A 17,840-nucleotide genomic window follows, 5' to 3' on the forward strand; every position below is an offset into this window, starting at 1 on the left:
TCACCGCCCGTGGCTTAGAAATCGACACTGCCGCGCAGCACCACCTCACGCGGTTCCCCCACCGCCACGCGCAAATTACCGCCGCTGGACGGATAGTAGGTTTTATCGAACAGGTTCTTCACGTTCAGCTGCCATTTCACCCGATAGCCGTTGATCGGCATGGTATAAGCGGCGAACGCATCGGCAACGGTGTAATTATCCAGGTAGAAACTGTTGGCGGCGTCACCCGGACGGCGGCCCACGTAACGCGCGCCGGCGCCGATGCGCACCTCATCGCCGCTGTACAGGCCCGGGCTGCCCAGATTCTGGGTCAGGAACAACGAGGCGGTGTGGCGTGCCACGTTGGTCATCTCTTTCCCCTTGTTGTCCGGATCGTCCACCACCCGCGCGTCGGTATACGCATAGGAACCGATCAGGCTCAGCGAGTCGGTGAGATTGCCGGCCACATCCAGCTCCACGCCCTGCGAACGCACGCGCCCGGCGGTGCGCGTCACGGTTTCGCCCTCCACCAGCTCACTGACCATCACGTTGCGCTTAGTGATGTCAAACAGCGCCAGCGTGCCGGTAACGCCGTTCGGCAGCGCCAGCTTGCCGCCGACTTCCCACGACTTGCCCTGCTCCGGCGGCAGCGAACCAATTTGGGTGGCGATGGAAGAGTTCGGCTTGAACGACTCGGTATAGCTGCTGTACAGCGACACATAAGGCGTCAGCTTGTAGACCACCCCGGCACGCGGCACCAGCTTGCTGTCCGAGCTGTCGGTATTGGCCTGGAACGGCCGCCCCTTGCCAGCATAGACGTCGAAAGCGTCGTAACGCAGCCCGCCCATCACCAGCCATTTATCGGTCAGCTGGATGGAATCCTGCATAAACCAACCGTAGCTGGTGAGGTTTTCCCGCTGGTCGCTGTCTTTGGCGCTGACCGCGGTTGACGGCGGCATCAGGCCGTATACCGGATGATAGATATTGAAATCGCTGTTCTTTTTACCGCGGATCATGTCGCCGCGGTAGGTACGGTTATCTTCAAAATCGAAGCCGAACAGCATCTGGTGGTTGATGCTGCCCCAGTCCACGTCGCCATTGAGCGTCAGCTGCACCGCGTTGGCGTGGCTGACGGCGTTGGCGGTCGCGTCGGCCTGGCGGCTCAATACGCCGCTCTCCGGGTTCAGCGCCGTGGCGCGCGCCTGGTTGTCGCTGTAGCTGTTGCGGCTGTAGGCGTAGGTCAGTGAGCTTTTCCAGCGCTCGTTGAGCGTTTGATCGATCTGCAGGGTAACGCTGTCCTGATCGCCGCGGGTGGCGTTATAGGCTTCGTCGAAACGGCGATCGCGCGGCGTATTCACCGGTTTGCCGGTGCGCGAATCGATAATGGTGCCGCGATCGAACGGCACCAGATATTCCATATGTTCATAGGCCAAGCGCACGGTGGTGTTCTCGCCGTACCACATCAACGACGGCGCGATCACCGTCTGGCGGTTGCGGCCAAAGTTGCGCCAGTAATCGGTTTCATCGTGATCGACGATCATGCGATAGGCGAACCCCGACGTGCCGAGCGGCCCGGTAACGTCAAGCTGGCCGCCGCCGCCGTTGAAGCTGCTGCCCCAGCCTTCCACGTGGGTATGCTGCTGCAGCTGGGGCTTTTTGGTGATCATGTTGATCATCCCACCCGGCTCGCCCATGCCGTACAGCATCGAGGCCGGCCCCTTGAGCACCTCCACCCGCTCGGTGGTCGGCGTGAAATTGCGCGCCTGCACCGAGCGCACGCCGTCGCGCAGAATGGAGCCGTCGCGGTTGTCGCCGAAGCCGCGTTTCATGACCGCGTCCTGGGTGCCGCCCAGCGTGTTGGCCTGGGTAATGCCGCTGACGTTGTACAGCGCTTCGTCCAGGCTGCTGACCGCCTGATCGGTAATCACCTGCTGCGGCACCACGTCGATCGCCTGCGGCACGTTCAGCAGGCTGGTTTCGCTGCGGGTGCCGGTGACGCTGGTCAACGGCTGATAGCTCTGCACGCCGTCGGCGTCTTTGCGGCCAATCACCACCAGGCTTTCTTCTTTCGATGCGGCTTTTTCCGCCGCCCACGTCGGCGATGTTGCGCAGGCCGCCAAAGACAACGCGCACCACCAGCCGCGCTTGTTGTTATTCATTATCTAACTGACTCCAATAGGTCCCTGAAAAAGGTAACGGCAAAAACTGCTGATACAGCTGTTGGAAGGTCTGCTGCGGGTTAATGTCGGCGAACAGATCCGGGTAAAACGCTTTGGCGAACATCTCGACCAGCACCACGTGGTACGGGCTGAGGTAAAAATTGTGCCAGACGCTCCAGGCGCGATGGTTTTTCACCGCCTGCAGGCTGGCCAGCATCGGCTGTTTGGCGATCAGCCGGCGGAAGCTGTCGGCGGCGTCCTGTTGGCTGACCTGCGGCCCGAGGCGCAGATCGGACAGCCGCTTGCCCTGCGGGCCGGCCATGCCGGTCGCGAGGTAAACGTCGGGATTGGCGCTCAGAATGGTTTCCGGGTTCAGTTCGCCATACACCCCTTTGACGCTGGCGTTGGCGATGTTGTCGCCGCCGGCGAAGGTCAGCAGATCGCCGAGATTGCCGTGCGCGGCGGTAGTGCAGCAGGTGTCGCGCCGCCCCAGATGCAGGTGCAGCATCACTTTGGGCTTCGGTCCCTGATAGCCCGCCAGCCGTTGCCGGATCACCGCCATATGCTGCTGATAAAACGCGATGAACTGCTCGGCGCGCTGCCGGCGATTGAGCACTTCGCCCAGCAGCCGCACGCTCGGCACGGTGTTGTTCAGCAAATCGATGCGCAGATCGACGTAGATCACCGCCACGCCGGCCTTGTTCAGCGCGGAAACCAGCAGATCGTTGTCGCCGTCTTCACGCGCGTAGCGCGCCAGGATCACCAGATCCGGCTTCAGCTGCAGCAGGCTTTCGATGTTAACCTGGCGGAAATTATTGCCGCTGATAATGGGGATCGCGGCGATCTGCGGGAATTTCTGCGTATAGAGCTGCCAGCTTTGCGCGTCGAACCGCGCCAGATCCGCCGGCCAGCCGACGATGCGCTGCGCCGGGTTGCCCGGCTCCAGCAGCGCCAGCGTATACAGCATGCGGCTCTCCCCCACCACGATGCGCTGCGGGTTGTCCGGCACCACGACCTGGCGGCCGGTGATATCGGTCACCGTCTTCGCCTGAGCGGAAAACACGCCAAAGCACAGGGAAAGCAGCAGTAAAATGAGGGGATTGCGCATGATTGAACCGACACGGGGAATAGTGTGCGCATGATAATCACTCTCATTAGCACTTGCAATCCTGCGCCGCAATTGCCAAAAGAAATCCGGGAAACGGCGCCGGGGGCGCGCCGAAACACCGCGAAACCGCTGAAAGAGCGGCTTTAAAAAGTTAAAAAAATGGCGGAAAAGTCGGTTAAATAGAACGGAGAAACAGCAAAAAACCGGGAGATCACCATGACTCAACGCATCATTCCGCTGTCGGAGTGCCCGCAGTTTGCCGATGTGTGCGCCGCCTGGGCCTTCGGCCAGTGGGGCTCACAGCGCGGCGGAACGCTGGAGCGCACCCAGCTGCGCTTCGCCCAATGCAGCCGGCCGAGCGACGATCACCTGACGTTGATGATGATCGACGGCGAGCGTCCGGTCGGCATGGCCAGCCTGTGGCCCAGCGACGATCATCAGCGCCAGGATCTCACCCCGTGGCTGGCCGGCGTTTTCGTGCATCCCGATCACCGCCGCAAGGGCATCGCCCACCGTCTGGAAATGGCGATTGTCGAGGCGGCGCGGCAGCGCCATCACTCGGTCTTGCATCTCATCACCGATAAATCGGAAGCGCTGTACGCCGGCTGGGGTTGGCATCCCCTTGAGCGCCGGCGGCAGTATGACGAAGACGTGGTGGTGATGGAGAAAACGCTGTAGCTAACGCGGCGTACAGACATACACCAGCGCCGGCGGGAAGTTGCGCACCACCCGCAGGCGCTTCCAGTGAAAATAGCGCGACAGCAATTTTTCCGACAGGTGGCTGTATTGGAACAGCACCAGCGTGCCGTTGCGCGCCAGCAGCCGCTGCCGGGCCTGCTGAAGAATGCGCACGCTGATCCTGACCGGGATCGACAGCAGCGGCAGGCAGGAAAACACCACGTCGTAATCCGTGGCCATCCGGGTTGCCGAATGGCCCATCACCTGCAGCCGCCGATCGTCTATTCCGCGCAGCCGATGCACGAAATGGGGTTGGATCTCGAAAGCCTCCAGCGCCGCATCGGCGCGCATCCGCCCCAGAATGCGTTTGGTCAGTACGCCGTCCGCCGCGCCCAGCTCCGCGATCGACAACGCCCGGGTCCATTCAATCTGATTCAACATCGCCTGGCACAGCCACGGAGAAGAAGGCGCCAGCGTGCCGACGGTGCGCGGCGAAGCCATAAATTGCTGCAGGTAAGCGAAGTGATTCATCAGTTGCAGCCGGGTCGCATTTAACATTGAGGCCTCCTTGGGTTAAGCCCTCAATGTGAGCCGAATTTCTTAAGTAATCATTAACATGATTCCGAAAGCGGCGGACACAGTTGTAAAAAAATGCAACCTCTGCCGCGGTGGAAAAAGAAAAACGGTCGTAATGATGACCTGAAAATAAGCCGCTATGCCCCCGGCTATTCAGATAATTATTACGACCGTTTATTTTATTGACCGCACAGCCGCGGCCAGAGGGTAAAAAAACCAACGCTTAGCGATAAATTTCCGCATTGCCGCGCCAGTTGCTGGAATCCCCGGGGGTATCCAGACCGATAATGCGGTAATGGCTGGCGCCGTCCGCCGCGGCTTTTTCTTTCAGGGCGGTGATGGCGTCATGCGGTGAGCCGCTAATGCCGGAAACCGACACTACGCCGACGCTTTGCAGATTGGCGGCCTGCTCGCTGTTGACCTGTTTCACCGACGACAGCGGCGCGGCGAAAGTGGAGAAGGAAGCGGCGGCGATCAATACGGCTGCGATGCTTGGGATAAGTTTCATGATTGACTCCAGGTGTTCTTGTTTATTAGCTCGTTGTCAGTGATGTTAATTATCCGCCAGCCAATGAAAACGGACGTCACGCAACGTAAAGAACATCAATCATTGTGAGGAGAATAAGGAGGAAGTGAGAGCGAGTATGTATTTTCAGGCAGGAATGACTTTATAGGCTTCACCTTACCCCTATTTGATGAACAATTAAAGACAGGACGAAAGAAAGAACGCGCGCCGCCGCTATTTAAGATTTTTTACCCGCCGAGGCGCGCTGAGCTACGCTGATTTTGGCGATGTGGGAGAGCATCTCGCGCGGCAGAACGCCGCAGCGGCACGCGGAAGCCTGAAGCAAAAGGGGGCGCTATCGCCCCCGATATCGGTCACTTCAAGGGGTGCGGCAAGGTGAGCACCCAGAGCTCGCTCAGCGACTCCGGCTGCTCCAGCGGGCGCAATTCGATGCGGGCGTCGGTCTTGTCGCCGTCGAGGCTCAACCGCCCTTCCTTCTCCAGCTGGTAGTCGCCGATTTTCTTGCTCTTTGGCGACGCATCCACCAGCTTGGCCTGCAAGCCGAAATCGTTGTCGTTGATCACCGCCAGCGTGCGATCGTCGATCAGCGCCAACCCTTCGGCTTTCTCCTGGCGCCAGCCCAACTGGCGCAGATCCGCCACTTCCCGTTTCTGCGCCAGCTTCACGCCGCGTTTGGCGAGCTCTTTCGCATCGTCGAACTCCAGCGCTTTCCCTTGGTCGTCAAACGCGCTCAGATCGCTGGCCTGCGCGAGATCCACCAGATAGATCTTGTTGATCATTGTTTTATCTTTATCGCTTCCCTGTTCAATCAACAGGATGCGCTGGTTGTCCAACGCCACCACATCGCCAATCTTGGCGTCTTTGGCTTTTTTATAGCTGTCGATATCGATGGGATAGCCGTACATGGCGGTTTTGCCACTGCGCGGATCGAAGCTCACCAGCCGGATAAACTGCGCCTTGTTTTTGCTTTTGCCCTCGACATCCAGCGTGCTCTGCACCGCCGCCAGAATGCGCCCATCCGGCATTCGGGTCAGCCCCTCAAAACCGCGGTTGGGCTGGCGCCACTTCAGGATGTTCGGTAAACCGCTCGCCACCGCCTGCTCGCCGGCCTGCGGCGTTGGGCCGTATTTGGCGAGAATTTTGCCTTTGCCGTCGACATGGATCAGAAACGGGCCGTACTCGTCACACAGCCAATAGCCGCCGTTGCCGTCACCGATGATGCCTTCGGTATCCAACCCGCGGCGATCGCCGGACAGCGGTTGCAGCACGTCATTCAACGCCACTTCGTTCGTGGAACCAATCAGCTCGCCCGGCAGCGGCAGCCCGCTGATCGGCCCTTTTTCGTCATGCAAGGGCCGCGCATTCTCGGCCACGGCCTTGCCGCCGCCAATACGAATGTCCATCAACAGGGGCACGAATTGCGGATTGGCGAAAATTTTGGCTTCTTGCTTGCCCACCGCAGGGGCATCGGCATTCGGGCCGCGATCGGTCAGCGTCGTCAGCACCAGATCGTCGCCCTGCTTGCTGTTGAACGTCAGCCCTGAGCCGATCCCCACCGGCAGCCCCTGCGGGAAATTCTTGGCGAACGCCCCCTGATAGGCGACGCGTTCCCCGCCGGGAAAGCCGACCACATAACGCGCCACCTCAATGTCGGCAGCGTAGGTGAATACAGGAAACAGTGAAGCCAACAGCAGGGAGAGCGATTTTATTTTCATGATTTTTACCCGAGGTTGAATGAAGCGTATCAGGCAGAAGAAGATATTAATTTAGCATGACACTTAGATGACAACAGGCCATTCGTCAAATGCACGATCGGTAATAAGGTTGGCTGGCAAATAGAAATTAGCAATTAACCTGAGCGTATTGAATGGGGAAAACCGCTGGAAAAAATCGCCCGAAAATAGCGTGCCATTTCGCTTAGGGTAAATTCTTATGGCAAAGATAAAAAAAGCGGCAAACGCGCGCCGGCACGGGAAAAAACGGCGTTTTTCTCATAGACAAAATAAAATGCCGAGGATTTAATACCGCCGTTATTCAAGGTGCATTAAGAAAATTCTATAGAATATCTGCATGAACTGAAAAAGCTGTTCTATAGTTTTTAGTGCTAACGCCCGTTAGTCAATTCCGCAGGATGGAATCTATGTCAAAGCGACTTTTTGCCGAATTTTTTGGCACATTTTGGTTGGTGTTTGGTGGTTGTGGTAGCGCAGTATTAGCAGCGGCATTCCCACAGCTGGGTATTGGTTTCCTCGGCGTCGCGCTCGCTTTCGGTCTGACCGTGGTGACGATGGCCTATGCCGTCGGCCATATTTCCGGCGGGCACTTTAACCCGGCGATCACCGTCGGCTTATTCGCCGGCGGCCGTTTCGCGGCGAAAGACGTGATCCCTTACGTGATCGCTCAGGTGATCGGCGGTATCGCCGCAGCGGCGGTGCTGTATTTGATCGCCAGCGGCAAAGCCGGTTTCGACGCCACCGCAGGCGGTTTCGCCTCCAACGGTTACGGCGAACACTCTCCGGGCGGTTACTCTCTGCAATCAGCAATCGTGATTGAGCTGGTGCTGACCGCCTTCTTCCTGATCGTTATTCATGGCGTGACCGACAAGCGCGCGCCGGCAGGCTTCGCCCCGCTGGCGATCGGCCTGACGTTGACCCTGATCCACCTGATCAGCATCCCGGTGACCAACACCTCCGTCAACCCGGCGCGCAGCACCGGCGTAGCGATCTTCCAGGGCACCTGGGCGCTGCAGCAGCTGTGGGTATTCTGGCTGGTGCCGCTGGTCGGCGGCATTATCGGCGGCCTGATCTACCGCTGCCTGCTGGAAGATAAAAAATAAGCGCATCGCAGCCGATAGCGTTTCGCGGGGCAGCCTTCATCGGCTGCCCCGTTGCTTTCAGCCCTTCGTCACTTCAAACATCATGATATCGCTGGTAAAGGTGCCGTCCGGCTGAATGGCGAAATGCGCCGCCACCTCCTGCGACACGCTTTGCTGCAGCGCGCGGATCGCGGTAACGAAATGCGCCGGCGTGCGCATGCGCGCCACCCAACTGCCAAACTCCAGCATCAACCGATCCGACGTCACCTCGCGCACCACCAGCCCGGCTTCGGTCAGCAACATCAGCCACTCGCCCGGCGCATAGTTGCGCACGTGTGAGGTGTCGCGCAGCACTTCCACGGTTTGCAGATAGATATCCAACAGCGGATGCCCCGGCGAGACCACGTCCATAAAGATCGCTCTGCCGCCCGGCTTGAGTACCCGCCTGACCTCACGCAGCGCCTGGCCGACGTCGTGCCAGTGGTGCGCCGAATAGCGGCTGATGACCAGATCGAAGCCGGCGTCCTCAAACGGCAAAGACTCCGCCACGCCCTGCTGCAGCTGAATGTTGTTCAGGCCTTTTTCCGCCGCCGCCTGCTCCACCACCGCCAGCATCTGCGCCGACAGATCGTAGGCCACCACCTGCGCTACCCTGCCCGCCGCCGTGAAGCTGGCATGCCCGGCGCCGCAGCCCAGATCGAGCAAGCGCGCGCCGGCGTGCGGTTCCAGTAACTGTGCAAGGCGCTGCAAATCCTTGCCCTGCGCGTGTACCGCGCTGGTTAAGTAGGCGTTGGCCTGCTCGCCGAACTGCCGGTCTACCGCGTTTTTATGGCTGTTGCTGATGCTCATGTTTGCTCCCGTTATTATCCGGCTTGCGCCTGTGCCTGAAGGCTTTCGGCTACTATAATCAGGCTACTATACGGGTACAATATGAGCAGTTATCCTGGTATAAATAGGTACCACGCTATGTCATCAGAAGCCTTATCCGGGCCAAAGGCCCTCGGCGCGTTTCTGCGCGCGCACCGCGAACGCATCACGCCGGAAATGCTCGGCCTGCCCAGTTCCTCGCGCCGCCGCACCAGCGGCCTGCGGCGCGAAGAGCTGGCGCAAATCAGCGGCATCAGCGCCACCTGGTATACCTGGATCGAACAGGGGCGCGAGGTGTCCATTTCCCCCTTCACGCTGGCGCGCATCGCCAAGGCGCTGCGGCTCGGCCCCGCCGAACGCCACTACCTGTTTACCCTGGCGCGCGTCGCCGACCCCGAGCAGGAAACTCACCGCGAAACCGCCAACGACGCGGTGCTGCAAAGCGTGCACCAGATGACGGTGCCCTGTTACCTGCTGGACGTGACCTGGAACGTCGTCGCCTGGAACCCGCAGGCGGCGGCGCTGTTCAGCGGCTGGCTGGATGTGGCCAACAGCCCCAACCTGCTGCACTTCATGTTCTTCCACCCGCTGGCGAAAACGCTGGTCAGCGATTGGGAAGAACGTGCCCGCCGCGTGGTGGCCGAATTCCGCGCCGAAACCAGCCACCATCAAAACACCGAAGAGATGCGCGCCTTCGTGCGCAACATGACGCACAACAGCGCGGACTTTAATCACTGGTGGAAACAGCATGACGTGATGGCGCGCGAAGGCGGCGAGCGCGCGTTCGAGCACCCTCAGCAAGGCGCGCTGCGCTATCGCCAGCTCACCTTCCACCCGGCGGAGCACGGCGGCCTGAAGCTGGTGATGCTGATCCCGCTGCCGTAATTGGTAACAAATTCATAGACAGGTTTACCCGTCATTTATTTATTGGTTCATGTAAACGCGCTAGGGTGATTGTTACCGATGACAACGATCATCCAGCACCGTTATTTATCTCCCGAGGTACGCCTATGCAATCCGAAGAACAACGCCTTATCGATGGTCTGTTTGGCCGCCTGAAAGAAGCCGAGACCAAGACGGGCCCACGGGATCTCCAGGCAGAACAGCAAATCAATCAGCATATTCGCGAGCAGCCTTCCGCCCCTTATTACATGGCGCAGGCGATGATCATTCAGGAAGCGGCGCTCAAGCAGATGGACCAGCGGGTCAAAGAGCTGGAAGCCCAGGTTGCGCAGTTGCAGCAAACCGCCAACGGCCAACAGAGCAGCGGCGGTTTCCTGGCCGGCCTGTTCGGCGGCGGCAGCCGCAATACGCCTAGCCCGCGTGAACAGTATCAGGCGCAGCAGCAAAATACGGCGGCCTGGAACAACGCGCAGCAGGGGGGCTACGCGCAGCCGCAGCAGCCAGCCTACGCCCAACCGCAGCAGGCGGCGCCTTCACGCGCCGGCGGCTTCCTGGGAGGCGCCTTGCAAACGGCGGCGGGCGTCGCCGGCGGCGTGGTATTGGCCGACATGCTGACCGGCATGTTCCGCCATTCGCAGCCGCAGGAAATCGTGAACATTATCGAAGAAACCCCGGCGCCGCTGGACGACAGCGCGATGCGCAATTTCGACGCTTCCAACAACCTTGATACCTTCAACAACGGCGACGGCGGCAGCTTCCTGAATCAGGACAACGGCTTCCAGAACGCCAACTACCAGGACGACCAGGACTACGCCGACGACGATTACAACGACGACGACGATTCCTTCCTGTAATGCCTCTCTCCCCCTCTCACCCGCAGAGGGGGGATTTCCCGTTTCGCCGATCTGGACTACAGTGAACGCTGTTCATTTATCCGGCCGGGAGAAACGATGCCGAGCTTTAATCCTTCAGCCCCGTACTTCAGCGAACGCCTGCAGATGCGGCCGCCGGTGATGGCGGACCTCGAACGTTTCTACGCCATCTTTGGCGATCCGCAAACCCAACGCTTCAACCCCGCCGGCCCGCTCACCAGCGAGGCGCAGGCCGCTTCGGCGCTGCAGGAGCGGCTCGCCGGCTGGCGGCAACACGGCTACGGCTCCTGGGCGCTCGCCCTGCGCGAACGGCCGGATTGGGTTATCGGGTTTGGCGGGTTGTCCTGGAAACCGCTCGGCGCGCAGCGCACCGTGAACCTCGGCTATCGCTTCGACACCCGCGTCTGGGGCATGGGGCTGGCCACCGAGATGGCGTGGGCTTCACTGCAATACGGGTTTGTCGGGCTGGGGATGGGTGAGATTTCCGCCATTGTGCGCGCGGAGAATCAGGCTTCGTGGCGGGTGCTGGAAAAGATCGGCATGCAGCGTGTGGATACGCTGGATGACGTGCCCGGCGCGGCGCCGAGCCTGGTGTATACGCTAAAGCGCGGCGACTATCAGGGCTGATCGTCGCTGATTTTAGCCAACGCCATGCGGTAAGATTTGACCTTCTGACGCTTTTTCAGCCAGGTGGTGGTAGAGACGATGAACACCGCGCCCGACATCGCCAACACGCCGATCGGGTGGCCGTAAAACACCATCAAGGCAAAGTATACGGCGGAAACGATCGCCACCCACTTCGCCGTATTGCCCATGTCGTTCTTCTCCTGGGTCAAACGGCGGATGTGCTCTTCTTCACTGATTCCCATACGCGCTCCTTGTTGGCTGAACGTTCCATTATATGGGGCTGGAATGTTGATATTTCAAGCAGTTGGATGGTAAAGAAGCGTAAAGCTCAGGCCGGCGGTTCCCGCCGCCGAGGCAGATAGCGCCCGGGCTGATCGGCGCCCGGCAGGCCGGTGCCGTCGTTGCGGCCAAACAGCCGGTAGCGATTGCCGGCGACCGCGTCGTAGACCTTGTCCGCCAGCCGCGGCGGCAGGTAACGCGCCAGCGCCAGCACGCGGTACGGCCACCCCAATTGGCGCAGCGCCTGGAACAGCGCAGCCGAACGCAGCCAATAGCGCCCCTGCTCAACATAGACCACGGAATCGAAACGATCGGTCGGCAGCCCCAACGCCTGCAGGATCGCCTGCCCTTCGACCGATTGCACCGTCGCCAACAGAATGCACCGCTGCCGATCGGCGCGAATAAGATACCTCACCAGCCCGTAACACAGATTGCATTCGCCGTCGAACAACAGCGCGCGATCGCCGGGCTGGAGATAAGGCAATGGTGATAAAGGGGTCATCCCGCCTCCCGATAAACGTACGCCTTAGCCTAACGCGCCTTGAGCGTGCGAACCAGTGCGGAATGACGATCCGTTAACGCGCAGGCGGGGCGTCCGGCACGGCGACCACCGCAACGCGCACCTCGTAATGTTTGGCGCTGCCCGCCGGGATCACCGCCGTCAGTTTATTGATGGTTTCCACCGGATTGTCGCTGGCCGAGGTGGCGCAGAACAGTTCGCCGCCGTGGCAGAACCCCGGCTTGGGCGGGTGCCCGCCCGGGAAAGGCGGCATGCGCATCGGCTCATCCGCCGCGGGCGGCACCGCTTTGGCCGCAGGCGCCTCGGGGGCAGATATCGCGCTCGCGCTGAACAACAGCGCCATGCCCATGCAGGGCAGCGCCAGGATCTTGATTGCTTGTTTCATTGAATTAGCCTCATTTGCCGGGTTCGGGATTACGCTACCCCGCTCCCGGCTAATGAGAAAGCCGCTTTTCGCTACCTTTTCGCCCCGCTACGTTTTGCTTACATCCCGCATCTAACTTAATGAAAACAGAAGATTTGGAAGCACTCCGATTTTTCCATCCTTCCACACGGCGCATACAACCCTGTGTGGAAGGCTTTAATTTTCCAATCAACCACTTAATGGGGATACAGGCTAGCTTTCCTGCTTATCTTTTCTCTTCTGCCTAAAGTTTTCGTCATTAATACAATATTGGTAAGAATCAACGATCAACCCCGTTAGCCGCAAAATATTTTCCGGGCGGTCGATAATGATATGCCCCCCTGCTGCCAACTCCAGGCCGGCGCGAGTTATCTCAGCCTGCCTGGCATCGTCTATCTCAAGCGGAAGCAAAATGGTTGGGCGTTGCTTATTGTCGAAATAACGCAGAATCCAACGCGTCGTCTTCCCTTGAAAGAGGATGCTGTAATAGCTTTCGGTATCTTTCGCAACCAGCTCTGCCTCAGTGCCCAAGATCATCGCCACATTGTCAAACAGGCACCTTTCTGCAAATGTAGTCACTATTTTACTATTCTCGGGGTCAACGATCGGGGCAAGCGGGTCGGGTCTGTTTTGCGTTTCACCTTCATCTGAGGATTCAGACGCTACAACATTTTCCGACGTCACTGACAGGCCAGAAACGACCATCGCACTCACTGCTTTTTCAACAGCCAAACGAACCAATGGCGTTATTGTGTCCAAAAAACGTTGGTTTAGCTGACGCTGAACGTTAGAGCGACTTGCCACATAACGAACAAAATCTGAATCAACGTCTCGAAGGCTGGCGCTGATAGTTTTTGTAAATGAAGTCAGATAGATACTTTCTTCAGCTAACGTTCGCAGCGCTTCAGGCTGAAATTGGTCGTGTCTAAATCTATAAAGCTGATCAATATCAGAATCGTTTAGATTATTAAAATCTATTTTCAGGAATGGCGAATCATCCATGATGTTCTTATCTTTCAGATCGGTGAAAAATCGCCATTCTTTTCCATTAGTTATTGCAGAAACCGTGACCTCTGGTGTCGCATTAAAATAGCGAGATAGCTGGGGACTATGGTTTGACAGATTTTGATTGAAAGACTTCGCCTCGATGAACATGACGGGAACCGCATGGCAAAAAAGGGCGTAATCAACGCGCTCACCCACCTTAACACCTGGAAAATCAGCACCATACTCTGCCTTCACCTTAGTGGGGTCATACGGATGAAAGCCTAAGGTTTCTAATAACGGCAAAATTAATGCCTGCTTAGTCGTTTCCTCAGTATTGCAATGCTGGCCAACAGAGGCCACATGAAGAACATGGGCCTTAAGCTTATCTCTGAATGCATTCATCAACCATCCCTCTGCTGTGTTAAATCGCTGTAGTCTTAAATCACACGTTTAAAAGTGCTTTTCTTGCAACAAAGCGGTGTTCTTAAATAGAACTCCGTCAATATTTAATAGAATTAGCATTAATTATTAGTTATATAGCAGAACAAATAGCCTTAATCAAAATAGGAACACGAAGACCTACAGCCGATCACAATAAAAAAGAGATAAGTATTAACAGATGGGAATTTATAGCGAGTGAACCATTATTGGTACTTATACAGAATCCAGCGACAAATGATGGGCAGGGAATACTGCCCATCTATCGCGTTACTTACCGTTTGTCAGCGTGTTATAGCTGGTCATCAGATTGCGGTAGTCCGGGATATGGTTGGAGAACAGCGTGCCCAGACCTTCGATGTCGTTGCGCCAGTCGCGGTGCAGCTCGCAGGCGACGCCGAACCAGGTCATCAGCTGCGCGCCGGCGGCTTCCATACGGCTCCAGGCCGACTGACGCGTCAGCTCATTGAAGGTGCCGGAGGCGTCGGTCACCACAAAGACCTCAAAGCCTTCATTGAGCGCCGACAGCGCCGGGAATGCCACGCACACTTCGGTCACCACGCCGGCGATGATCAGCTGCTTGCGGCCGGTGGCTTTCACTGCGTTGACGAAGTCGTCGTTGTCCCAGGCGTTGATTTGGCCGGGGCGGGGAATGAACGGGGCATCGGGGAATTGGGCCTTCAGTTCCGGCACCAGCGGGCCGTTGGGGCCGTTTTCGAAACTGGTGGTCAGAATGGTCGGCAGATTGAAGTACTTCGCTAAATCACCCAGCGCCAGCACGTTGTTTTTAAACCGATCGGGATCGATATCGCGCACCAGCGAAAGCAGCCCTGCCTGATGATCCACCAGCAATACGGCGGCCTGATCCTTGTCGAGGCGTTTGTAGTTTGCAGTCATGGTTTTACTCCCGTGGGGGTTGATGTTGCGGATGAAGCGCCCCGCCGCTGGGACGGGGCGCAGAGGTCTAAGTGTAGCGCCTGAGCCGGGGAACGCTTCCCGGCTCGGGCGCCTGCGGTCAGCCGGCGCTCGCTTCGGCGTTCATGCTGCCGAACTTGCCGCTGTTGAAGTCGCGGAACGCCTGCTGGATTTCCGCGTCGCTGTTCATGACGAACGGGCCGTAGCCGACGATAGGCTCATCGATCGGTTCGCCGCTCAGCACCAGCAGCGCGACGTCGTTGTTGGCTTCGATAGTGATCGCATCCCCCGCCCGGTCGAAACGCACCATTTGGGTTTCGCGCACCACCTCTTCGCCGTTGACCAGGATCGCGCCGTGCAGCATCACCAGCGCCAGCGTATGGCCTTCTTTCACCGTCAGTGTGGTGGTGTGGCCGGCATTCAGCTTCATATCCCACACGTTGAGCGGGCTAAAGGTGCGTGCCGGGCCGGCGTGGCCGCCGAAGTCCCCGGCGATCACCCGCACCTGCCCTGCGCCGTCCGCCAGCGGAACCACCGGAATATCGGCGTTCAGCAGCGTCTGGTAACCCGGCTCGGCCATTTTGTCCTTGGCCGGCAGGTTGACCCACAGCTGCACCATTTCCATGGTGCCGCCCTTGCGCGAGAACTCCCGCGAATGGAACTCTTCATGCAGAATGCCAGAGGCGGCGGTCATCCACTGGACGTCGCCGGGGCCAATCACCCCGCCGCTGCCGGTCGAGTCGCGGTGTTCCACTTCGCCCTGATAGACGATGGTCACCGTTTCAAAACCGCGATGCGGATGCTGACCCACGCCGCGGGTGCCGGAGGCAGAGCGGAATTTGGTTGGCGCCGCGTGATCAAGCAGCAGGAACGGGCTCATTTCCGCCCCCAAATCGTTATAAGAGAACAGCGAATTCACCAGGAAACCGTTACCGACCCAATGTGCTTCCGGGCTGTTGTGAATACCGAGGATTTTTTTCATCTTGAACTCCCGTTTCAGGCCTCACGGCCTTAAGTTGATGTCAGAAGTTTAATCCGTCGGGGTTTGCTGCAGTAGTAGGCAAGATGTACACTCAGCGTTCTACTGGTAGAACGATAAGGGATAGGATGCTGACCGATCTGAACGATCTGTTTTTCTTCGCCAGCGTGGTCGATCACCAGGGATTCGCCCCCGCCGGCCGGGCGTTGGGCATTCCCAAATCCAAGCTCAGCCGCCGCGTGGCGCTGCTGGAAGAGCGTCTGGGCGTGCGCCTGATCCAGCGCTCAACGCGGCGTTTCTCGGTGACCGAGGTCGGCCAAAACTATTACGCGCACTGCAAGGCGATGCTGGTGGAAGCGGAAGCGGCGCAGCAGGCGATCGAACAGACGCGCGCCGAGCCCTGCGGCACGGTGCGTATGTCCTGCCCGGTGGCGATCCTGCACACCCGCGTCGGCAGCATGGTGGCTGCCTTTATGGCCGACTATCCGAAGGTGACGGTGCATCTGGAGGCCACCAACCGCCGGGTGGACGTGGTGGGGGAAGGGTTGGATCTGGCGATCCGCGTGCGGCCGCCGCCGTTGGAAGACAGCGATCTGGTGCTGAAGATCCTGGCGCAGCGCACCTGGTGCGTCGCCGCCAGCCCGGCGCTGGTGCGCACCCTCGGGCCGGCGCACGCGCCGGAAGACCTGCGTAAATACCCGACGCTCGATCTCGGCCCCGCGCGCGCTCAGCACCAATGGCGGCTGACCGGCCCGCAGGGTGAACGGGTGGAGTGGGAACACACGCCGCGGCTGGTCACCGACGACATGCTGATGCTGCGCACCGCCGCCATCGCCGGCGCCGGCATCGTTCAGCTGCCGGCGATGATGATGCGCGACGACATGCTGCGCGGCGAACTGGTCCAGCTGCTGCCCGGCTGGCAGCCGCAGGGCGGCGTGGTGCATGCGGTTTACCCGTCGCGCCGCGGGCTGCTGCCGGCGGTAAGGCTGCTGCTCGATTATCTGGGCGAGCAGTTCACCAGCATCGAAGAGGAGTGATCAGGCGGTGATTTCAATCGCGTTGCCGTCCGGATCGCGGATGACGGCCTCGTAGAAGCCGTCGCCGGTCCAGCGCGGCGCGGACTGCAGGATGCCCTCCTGCTGCGCGCGCTGCGCCAACCGATCGACCTGCCGCTCATCCCCCAGCGACAGCGCGATGTGCGCCCAGCCCACCCGCTCTTCCTGGGCCTGCGCCGGCAACAGCGTCGGCACGCGCATGATCTCCAGCGTCGGCCCGGCCGCCAGGCTGACGAAGCGGGAAACAAACCCCGGCCGGTTGCGGCTGACGTACTCCTCGCCCGCCTCAGCGTTGAAATAGCGCTGCCAGAACGCCAGCTGCGCGTCGATGTCGCGGGTCCACAGGGCTACATGGGCTATTTTCATCATCATTCTCCGGTCGGTAAATCGCTGTGCCAAACCTGGCCGCCGCCCTGCGCCACCTGCAGCTCGAGCTGCGGGTGCGCGCCGCGCGCCGTCACCAGATGATCCACCCGCCCGGCGGGCAGGAAGGGGTAAGGGGCGTAGGTATTGAGTTTGTCGCGGGTACACAGCACCGCTACGCTGCCGGCACGGGTCAGCAGCCGCTTTTTGAACGTGGCGTCCTGGTAGCTCAGCGCGGAAAAGCCGCCGTCCGGGTCGTAGGCGCAGATGCCGGTGAACACCAGATCGAAATGGAAACCGTCTATCTCTTCCGCGGCTTTGGCGTCCACGCAGCCGCCAACCTGCGCATCCAGCTCGCCGCCGATCAGAATGGTGCGGAGCCCCGGCCGTTCCAGCATTTTGCCGGCGATGCTCAACGCATTGGTCACCACCGTCAAACGCCGATCGCGCGGCAACAGATCCGCCAGATACAGGTGGGTGCTGCCGGCGTCGAGGAAGATCAGCTGCTCTTCACCGATCAACCCCAGCGCGGTCTGCGCCAGCGCCAGCTTCTCATCGCCGCTGAGCGCCATGCGCGCCGCAACGGGCCCCTCGGCCGGCGTCGGCGCCAGCGCGCCGCCATAGATGCGTTTGCACAGATTCTGCGCCGCCAGCTGGCGCAGATCGCGGCGGATGGTGGCTTCGGTGGTATTCAGCCGCTGCGCCATCTCCAGCGCCAGCACCCGCCCCTGTTGGCGAAGCGTGTCGAGAATGGCCTGGTGGCGCTCATTCGGTAGCAGTTTGGACATCGT

The 17,840-nt window shown here is 59.6% G+C and carries 20 protein-coding genes; 6 read left to right on the forward strand and 14 right to left on the reverse strand.

The features are described 5' to 3' along the window. Window positions 1-14: 14 nt before the first annotated feature. Together ACJ8IM_RS17930 and ACJ8IM_RS17935 are read right to left on the reverse strand one after the other, a co-directional pair. Complete coding sequence (locus ACJ8IM_RS17930) at window positions 15-2,138, reverse strand: TonB-dependent siderophore receptor (RefSeq protein WP_033653299.1); 2,124 nt, start codon at window positions 2,136-2,138, stop codon at window positions 15-17. Then, on the reverse strand, window positions 2,131-3,246 hold the full coding sequence (locus tag ACJ8IM_RS17935) for an ABC transporter substrate-binding protein (protein WP_033653300.1): 1,116 nt from the start codon (window positions 3,244-3,246) through the stop codon (window positions 2,131-2,133). Before ACJ8IM_RS17935 ends, ACJ8IM_RS17930 begins: the two co-directional genes overlap by 8 nt. A gap of 216 nt (window positions 3,247-3,462) precedes the next feature. Between ACJ8IM_RS17935 and ACJ8IM_RS17940 the strand changes: the two genes are divergently transcribed. Beyond that, window positions 3,463-3,924 (forward strand): GNAT family N-acetyltransferase, encoded by a 462-nt coding sequence (locus ACJ8IM_RS17940; protein ID WP_033653301.1) that lies wholly within the window; start codon window positions 3,463-3,465, stop codon window positions 3,922-3,924. Here the strand turns inward: ACJ8IM_RS17940 and ACJ8IM_RS17945 are convergent, their stop codons facing one another. From ACJ8IM_RS17945 to ACJ8IM_RS17955, 3 genes are all read right to left on the reverse strand, one after another. Then, a complete protein-coding gene (locus ACJ8IM_RS17945; protein WP_004940516.1) occupies window positions 3,925-4,482 on the reverse strand; it encodes a class I SAM-dependent methyltransferase in 558 nt (185 codons plus the stop codon). 241 nt (window positions 4,483-4,723) lie between these two features. Beyond that, window positions 4,724-5,008, reverse strand: a complete 285-nt coding sequence (locus ACJ8IM_RS17950; protein ID WP_033647361.1) for a YdgH/BhsA/McbA-like domain containing protein — start codon at window positions 5,006-5,008, stop codon at window positions 4,724-4,726. A 371-nt stretch (window positions 5,009-5,379) separates the two neighbouring features. Continuing rightward, window positions 5,380-6,741, reverse strand: a complete 1,362-nt coding sequence (locus ACJ8IM_RS17955) for an esterase-like activity of phytase family protein (RefSeq protein WP_033647363.1) — start codon at window positions 6,739-6,741, stop codon at window positions 5,380-5,382. A 425-nt stretch (window positions 6,742-7,166) separates the two neighbouring features. Between ACJ8IM_RS17955 and aqpZ the strand changes: the two genes are divergently transcribed. After that, window positions 7,167-7,862 carry an aquaporin Z gene (gene aqpZ, locus ACJ8IM_RS17960; RefSeq protein WP_025301712.1) on the forward strand — a complete coding sequence of 232 codons (696 nt, stop codon included), beginning with the start codon at window positions 7,167-7,169 and terminating at the stop codon, window positions 7,860-7,862. Window positions 7,863-7,919: 57 nt separating this feature from the next. Here aqpZ and ACJ8IM_RS17965 read toward each other — a convergent pair whose 3' ends face one another. Further along, window positions 7,920-8,690 carry a class I SAM-dependent methyltransferase gene (locus tag ACJ8IM_RS17965; RefSeq protein WP_033653302.1) on the reverse strand — a complete coding sequence of 257 codons (771 nt, stop codon included), beginning with the start codon at window positions 8,688-8,690 and terminating at the stop codon, window positions 7,920-7,922. Between the two features lie 117 nt (window positions 8,691-8,807). Here ACJ8IM_RS17965 and ACJ8IM_RS17970 point away from each other — a divergent pair, with 117 nt between their 5' ends. The 3 genes from ACJ8IM_RS17970 (at window position 8,808) to ACJ8IM_RS17980 (ending at window position 11,110) form a co-directional block, all read left to right on the forward strand. Next, window positions 8,808-9,593, forward strand: coding sequence for a helix-turn-helix transcriptional regulator (locus tag ACJ8IM_RS17970; RefSeq protein WP_033653303.1), 786 nt, complete (start codon window positions 8,808-8,810; stop codon window positions 9,591-9,593). A gap of 125 nt (window positions 9,594-9,718) precedes the next feature. Next, entirely contained in the window at window positions 9,719-10,465 is a 747-nt protein-coding gene (locus ACJ8IM_RS17975; RefSeq protein WP_033637249.1) for a DUF2076 domain-containing protein, read from the forward strand. 96 nt (window positions 10,466-10,561) lie between these two features. Then, the gene (locus ACJ8IM_RS17980; RefSeq protein WP_033653304.1) at window positions 10,562-11,110 is read left to right on the forward strand and encodes a GNAT family N-acetyltransferase; all 549 of its coding nucleotides are present in this window, start codon (window positions 10,562-10,564) and stop codon (window positions 11,108-11,110) included. On the opposite strand, the gene ACJ8IM_RS17985 is transcribed toward ACJ8IM_RS17980, so the two are convergent. From ACJ8IM_RS17985 to ACJ8IM_RS18010, 6 genes are all read right to left on the reverse strand, one after another. Next, window positions 11,101-11,352: a hypothetical protein gene (locus ACJ8IM_RS17985; RefSeq protein WP_033637247.1), complete on the reverse strand. Its 252-nt coding sequence runs from the start codon at window positions 11,350-11,352 to the stop codon at window positions 11,101-11,103. The two genes, ACJ8IM_RS17980 and ACJ8IM_RS17985, sit on opposite strands and share 10 nt — an antisense overlap. Window positions 11,353-11,438: 86 nt before the next feature. Beyond that, window positions 11,439-11,891 (reverse strand): thiol-disulfide oxidoreductase DCC family protein, encoded by a 453-nt coding sequence (locus ACJ8IM_RS17990; protein ID WP_033653305.1) that lies wholly within the window; start codon window positions 11,889-11,891, stop codon window positions 11,439-11,441. A 73-nt stretch (window positions 11,892-11,964) separates the two neighbouring features. Beyond that, a complete protein-coding gene (locus ACJ8IM_RS17995; protein WP_033653306.1) occupies window positions 11,965-12,294 on the reverse strand; it encodes a hypothetical protein in 330 nt (109 codons plus the stop codon). 231 nt (window positions 12,295-12,525) lie between these two features. After that, window positions 12,526-13,701 (reverse strand): type I restriction endonuclease, encoded by a 1,176-nt coding sequence (locus ACJ8IM_RS18000; RefSeq protein ID WP_033653307.1) that lies wholly within the window; start codon window positions 13,699-13,701, stop codon window positions 12,526-12,528. Window positions 13,702-14,007: 306 nt separating this feature from the next. Further along, a complete protein-coding gene (gene ycaC / locus ACJ8IM_RS18005; protein ID WP_033653308.1) occupies window positions 14,008-14,634 on the reverse strand; it encodes an isochorismate family cysteine hydrolase YcaC in 627 nt (208 codons plus the stop codon). 118 nt (window positions 14,635-14,752) lie between these two features. Beyond that, the gene (locus tag ACJ8IM_RS18010; RefSeq protein WP_033647377.1) at window positions 14,753-15,634 is read right to left on the reverse strand and encodes a pirin family protein; all 882 of its coding nucleotides are present in this window, start codon (window positions 15,632-15,634) and stop codon (window positions 14,753-14,755) included. A gap of 125 nt (window positions 15,635-15,759) precedes the next feature. Here ACJ8IM_RS18010 and ACJ8IM_RS18015 point away from each other — a divergent pair, with 125 nt between their 5' ends. Then, a complete protein-coding gene (locus ACJ8IM_RS18015; protein WP_033637243.1) occupies window positions 15,760-16,668 on the forward strand; it encodes a LysR family transcriptional regulator in 909 nt (302 codons plus the stop codon). Here ACJ8IM_RS18015 and ACJ8IM_RS18020 read toward each other — a convergent pair whose 3' ends face one another. Beyond that, the gene (locus ACJ8IM_RS18020; protein ID WP_033647378.1) at window positions 16,669-17,052 is read right to left on the reverse strand and encodes a VOC family protein; all 384 of its coding nucleotides are present in this window, start codon (window positions 17,050-17,052) and stop codon (window positions 16,669-16,671) included. A 2-nt stretch (window positions 17,053-17,054) separates the two neighbouring features. Next, window positions 17,055-17,837, reverse strand: coding sequence for a DeoR/GlpR family DNA-binding transcription regulator (locus tag ACJ8IM_RS18025; RefSeq protein ID WP_033647381.1), 783 nt, complete (start codon window positions 17,835-17,837; stop codon window positions 17,055-17,057). Between the last annotated feature and the right edge of the window lie 3 nt (window positions 17,838-17,840).

The sequence above is a fragment of the Serratia sp. CY33525 genome (assembly GCF_052169115.1).
Lineage (GTDB): Bacteria > Pseudomonadota > Gammaproteobacteria > Enterobacterales > Enterobacteriaceae > Serratia > Serratia sarumanii.

Excerpts from the sequence above, each read along its gene's own strand:
- ACJ8IM_RS17970 (WP_033653303.1), top strand. The coding sequence starts at position 8,808 with ATGTCATCAGAAGCCTTATCCGGGCCAAAGGCCCTCGGCGCGTTTCTG.
- ACJ8IM_RS17990 (WP_033653305.1), bottom strand. The coding sequence starts at position 11,891 with ATGACCCCTTTATCACCATTGCCTTATCTCCAGCCCGGCGATCGCGCG.
- ACJ8IM_RS17930 (WP_033653299.1), bottom strand. The coding sequence starts at position 2,138 with ATGAATAACAACAAGCGCGGCTGGTGGTGCGCGTTGTCTTTGGCGGCC.
- ACJ8IM_RS17965 (WP_033653302.1), bottom strand. The coding sequence starts at position 8,690 with ATGAGCATCAGCAACAGCCATAAAAACGCGGTAGACCGGCAGTTCGGC.
- aqpZ (WP_025301712.1), top strand. The coding sequence starts at position 7,167 with ATGTCAAAGCGACTTTTTGCCGAATTTTTTGGCACATTTTGGTTGGTG.
- ACJ8IM_RS18020 (WP_033647378.1), bottom strand. The coding sequence starts at position 17,052 with ATGAAAATAGCCCATGTAGCCCTGTGGACCCGCGACATCGACGCGCAG.
- ACJ8IM_RS18015 (WP_033637243.1), top strand. The coding sequence starts at position 15,760 with ATGCTGACCGATCTGAACGATCTGTTTTTCTTCGCCAGCGTGGTCGAT.
- ACJ8IM_RS18010 (WP_033647377.1), bottom strand. The coding sequence starts at position 15,634 with ATGAAAAAAATCCTCGGTATTCACAACAGCCCGGAAGCACATTGGGTC.
- ACJ8IM_RS17935 (WP_033653300.1), bottom strand. The coding sequence starts at position 3,246 with ATGCGCAATCCCCTCATTTTACTGCTGCTTTCCCTGTGCTTTGGCGTG.
- ACJ8IM_RS17945 (WP_004940516.1), bottom strand. The coding sequence starts at position 4,482 with ATGTTAAATGCGACCCGGCTGCAACTGATGAATCACTTCGCTTACCTG.
- ACJ8IM_RS17950 (WP_033647361.1), bottom strand. The coding sequence starts at position 5,008 with ATGAAACTTATCCCAAGCATCGCAGCCGTATTGATCGCCGCCGCTTCC.
- ACJ8IM_RS17940 (WP_033653301.1), top strand. The coding sequence starts at position 3,463 with ATGACTCAACGCATCATTCCGCTGTCGGAGTGCCCGCAGTTTGCCGAT.
- ACJ8IM_RS17955 (WP_033647363.1), bottom strand. The coding sequence starts at position 6,741 with ATGAAAATAAAATCGCTCTCCCTGCTGTTGGCTTCACTGTTTCCTGTA.
- ycaC (WP_033653308.1), bottom strand. The coding sequence starts at position 14,634 with ATGACTGCAAACTACAAACGCCTCGACAAGGATCAGGCCGCCGTATTG.
- ACJ8IM_RS17975 (WP_033637249.1), top strand. The coding sequence starts at position 9,719 with ATGCAATCCGAAGAACAACGCCTTATCGATGGTCTGTTTGGCCGCCTG.
- ACJ8IM_RS18025 (WP_033647381.1), bottom strand. The coding sequence starts at position 17,837 with ATGTCCAAACTGCTACCGAATGAGCGCCACCAGGCCATTCTCGACACG.
- ACJ8IM_RS17985 (WP_033637247.1), bottom strand. The coding sequence starts at position 11,352 with ATGGGAATCAGTGAAGAAGAGCACATCCGCCGTTTGACCCAGGAGAAG.
- ACJ8IM_RS18000 (WP_033653307.1), bottom strand. The coding sequence starts at position 13,701 with ATGAATGCATTCAGAGATAAGCTTAAGGCCCATGTTCTTCATGTGGCC.
- ACJ8IM_RS17995 (WP_033653306.1), bottom strand. The coding sequence starts at position 12,294 with ATGAAACAAGCAATCAAGATCCTGGCGCTGCCCTGCATGGGCATGGCG.
- ACJ8IM_RS17980 (WP_033653304.1), top strand. The coding sequence starts at position 10,562 with ATGCCGAGCTTTAATCCTTCAGCCCCGTACTTCAGCGAACGCCTGCAG.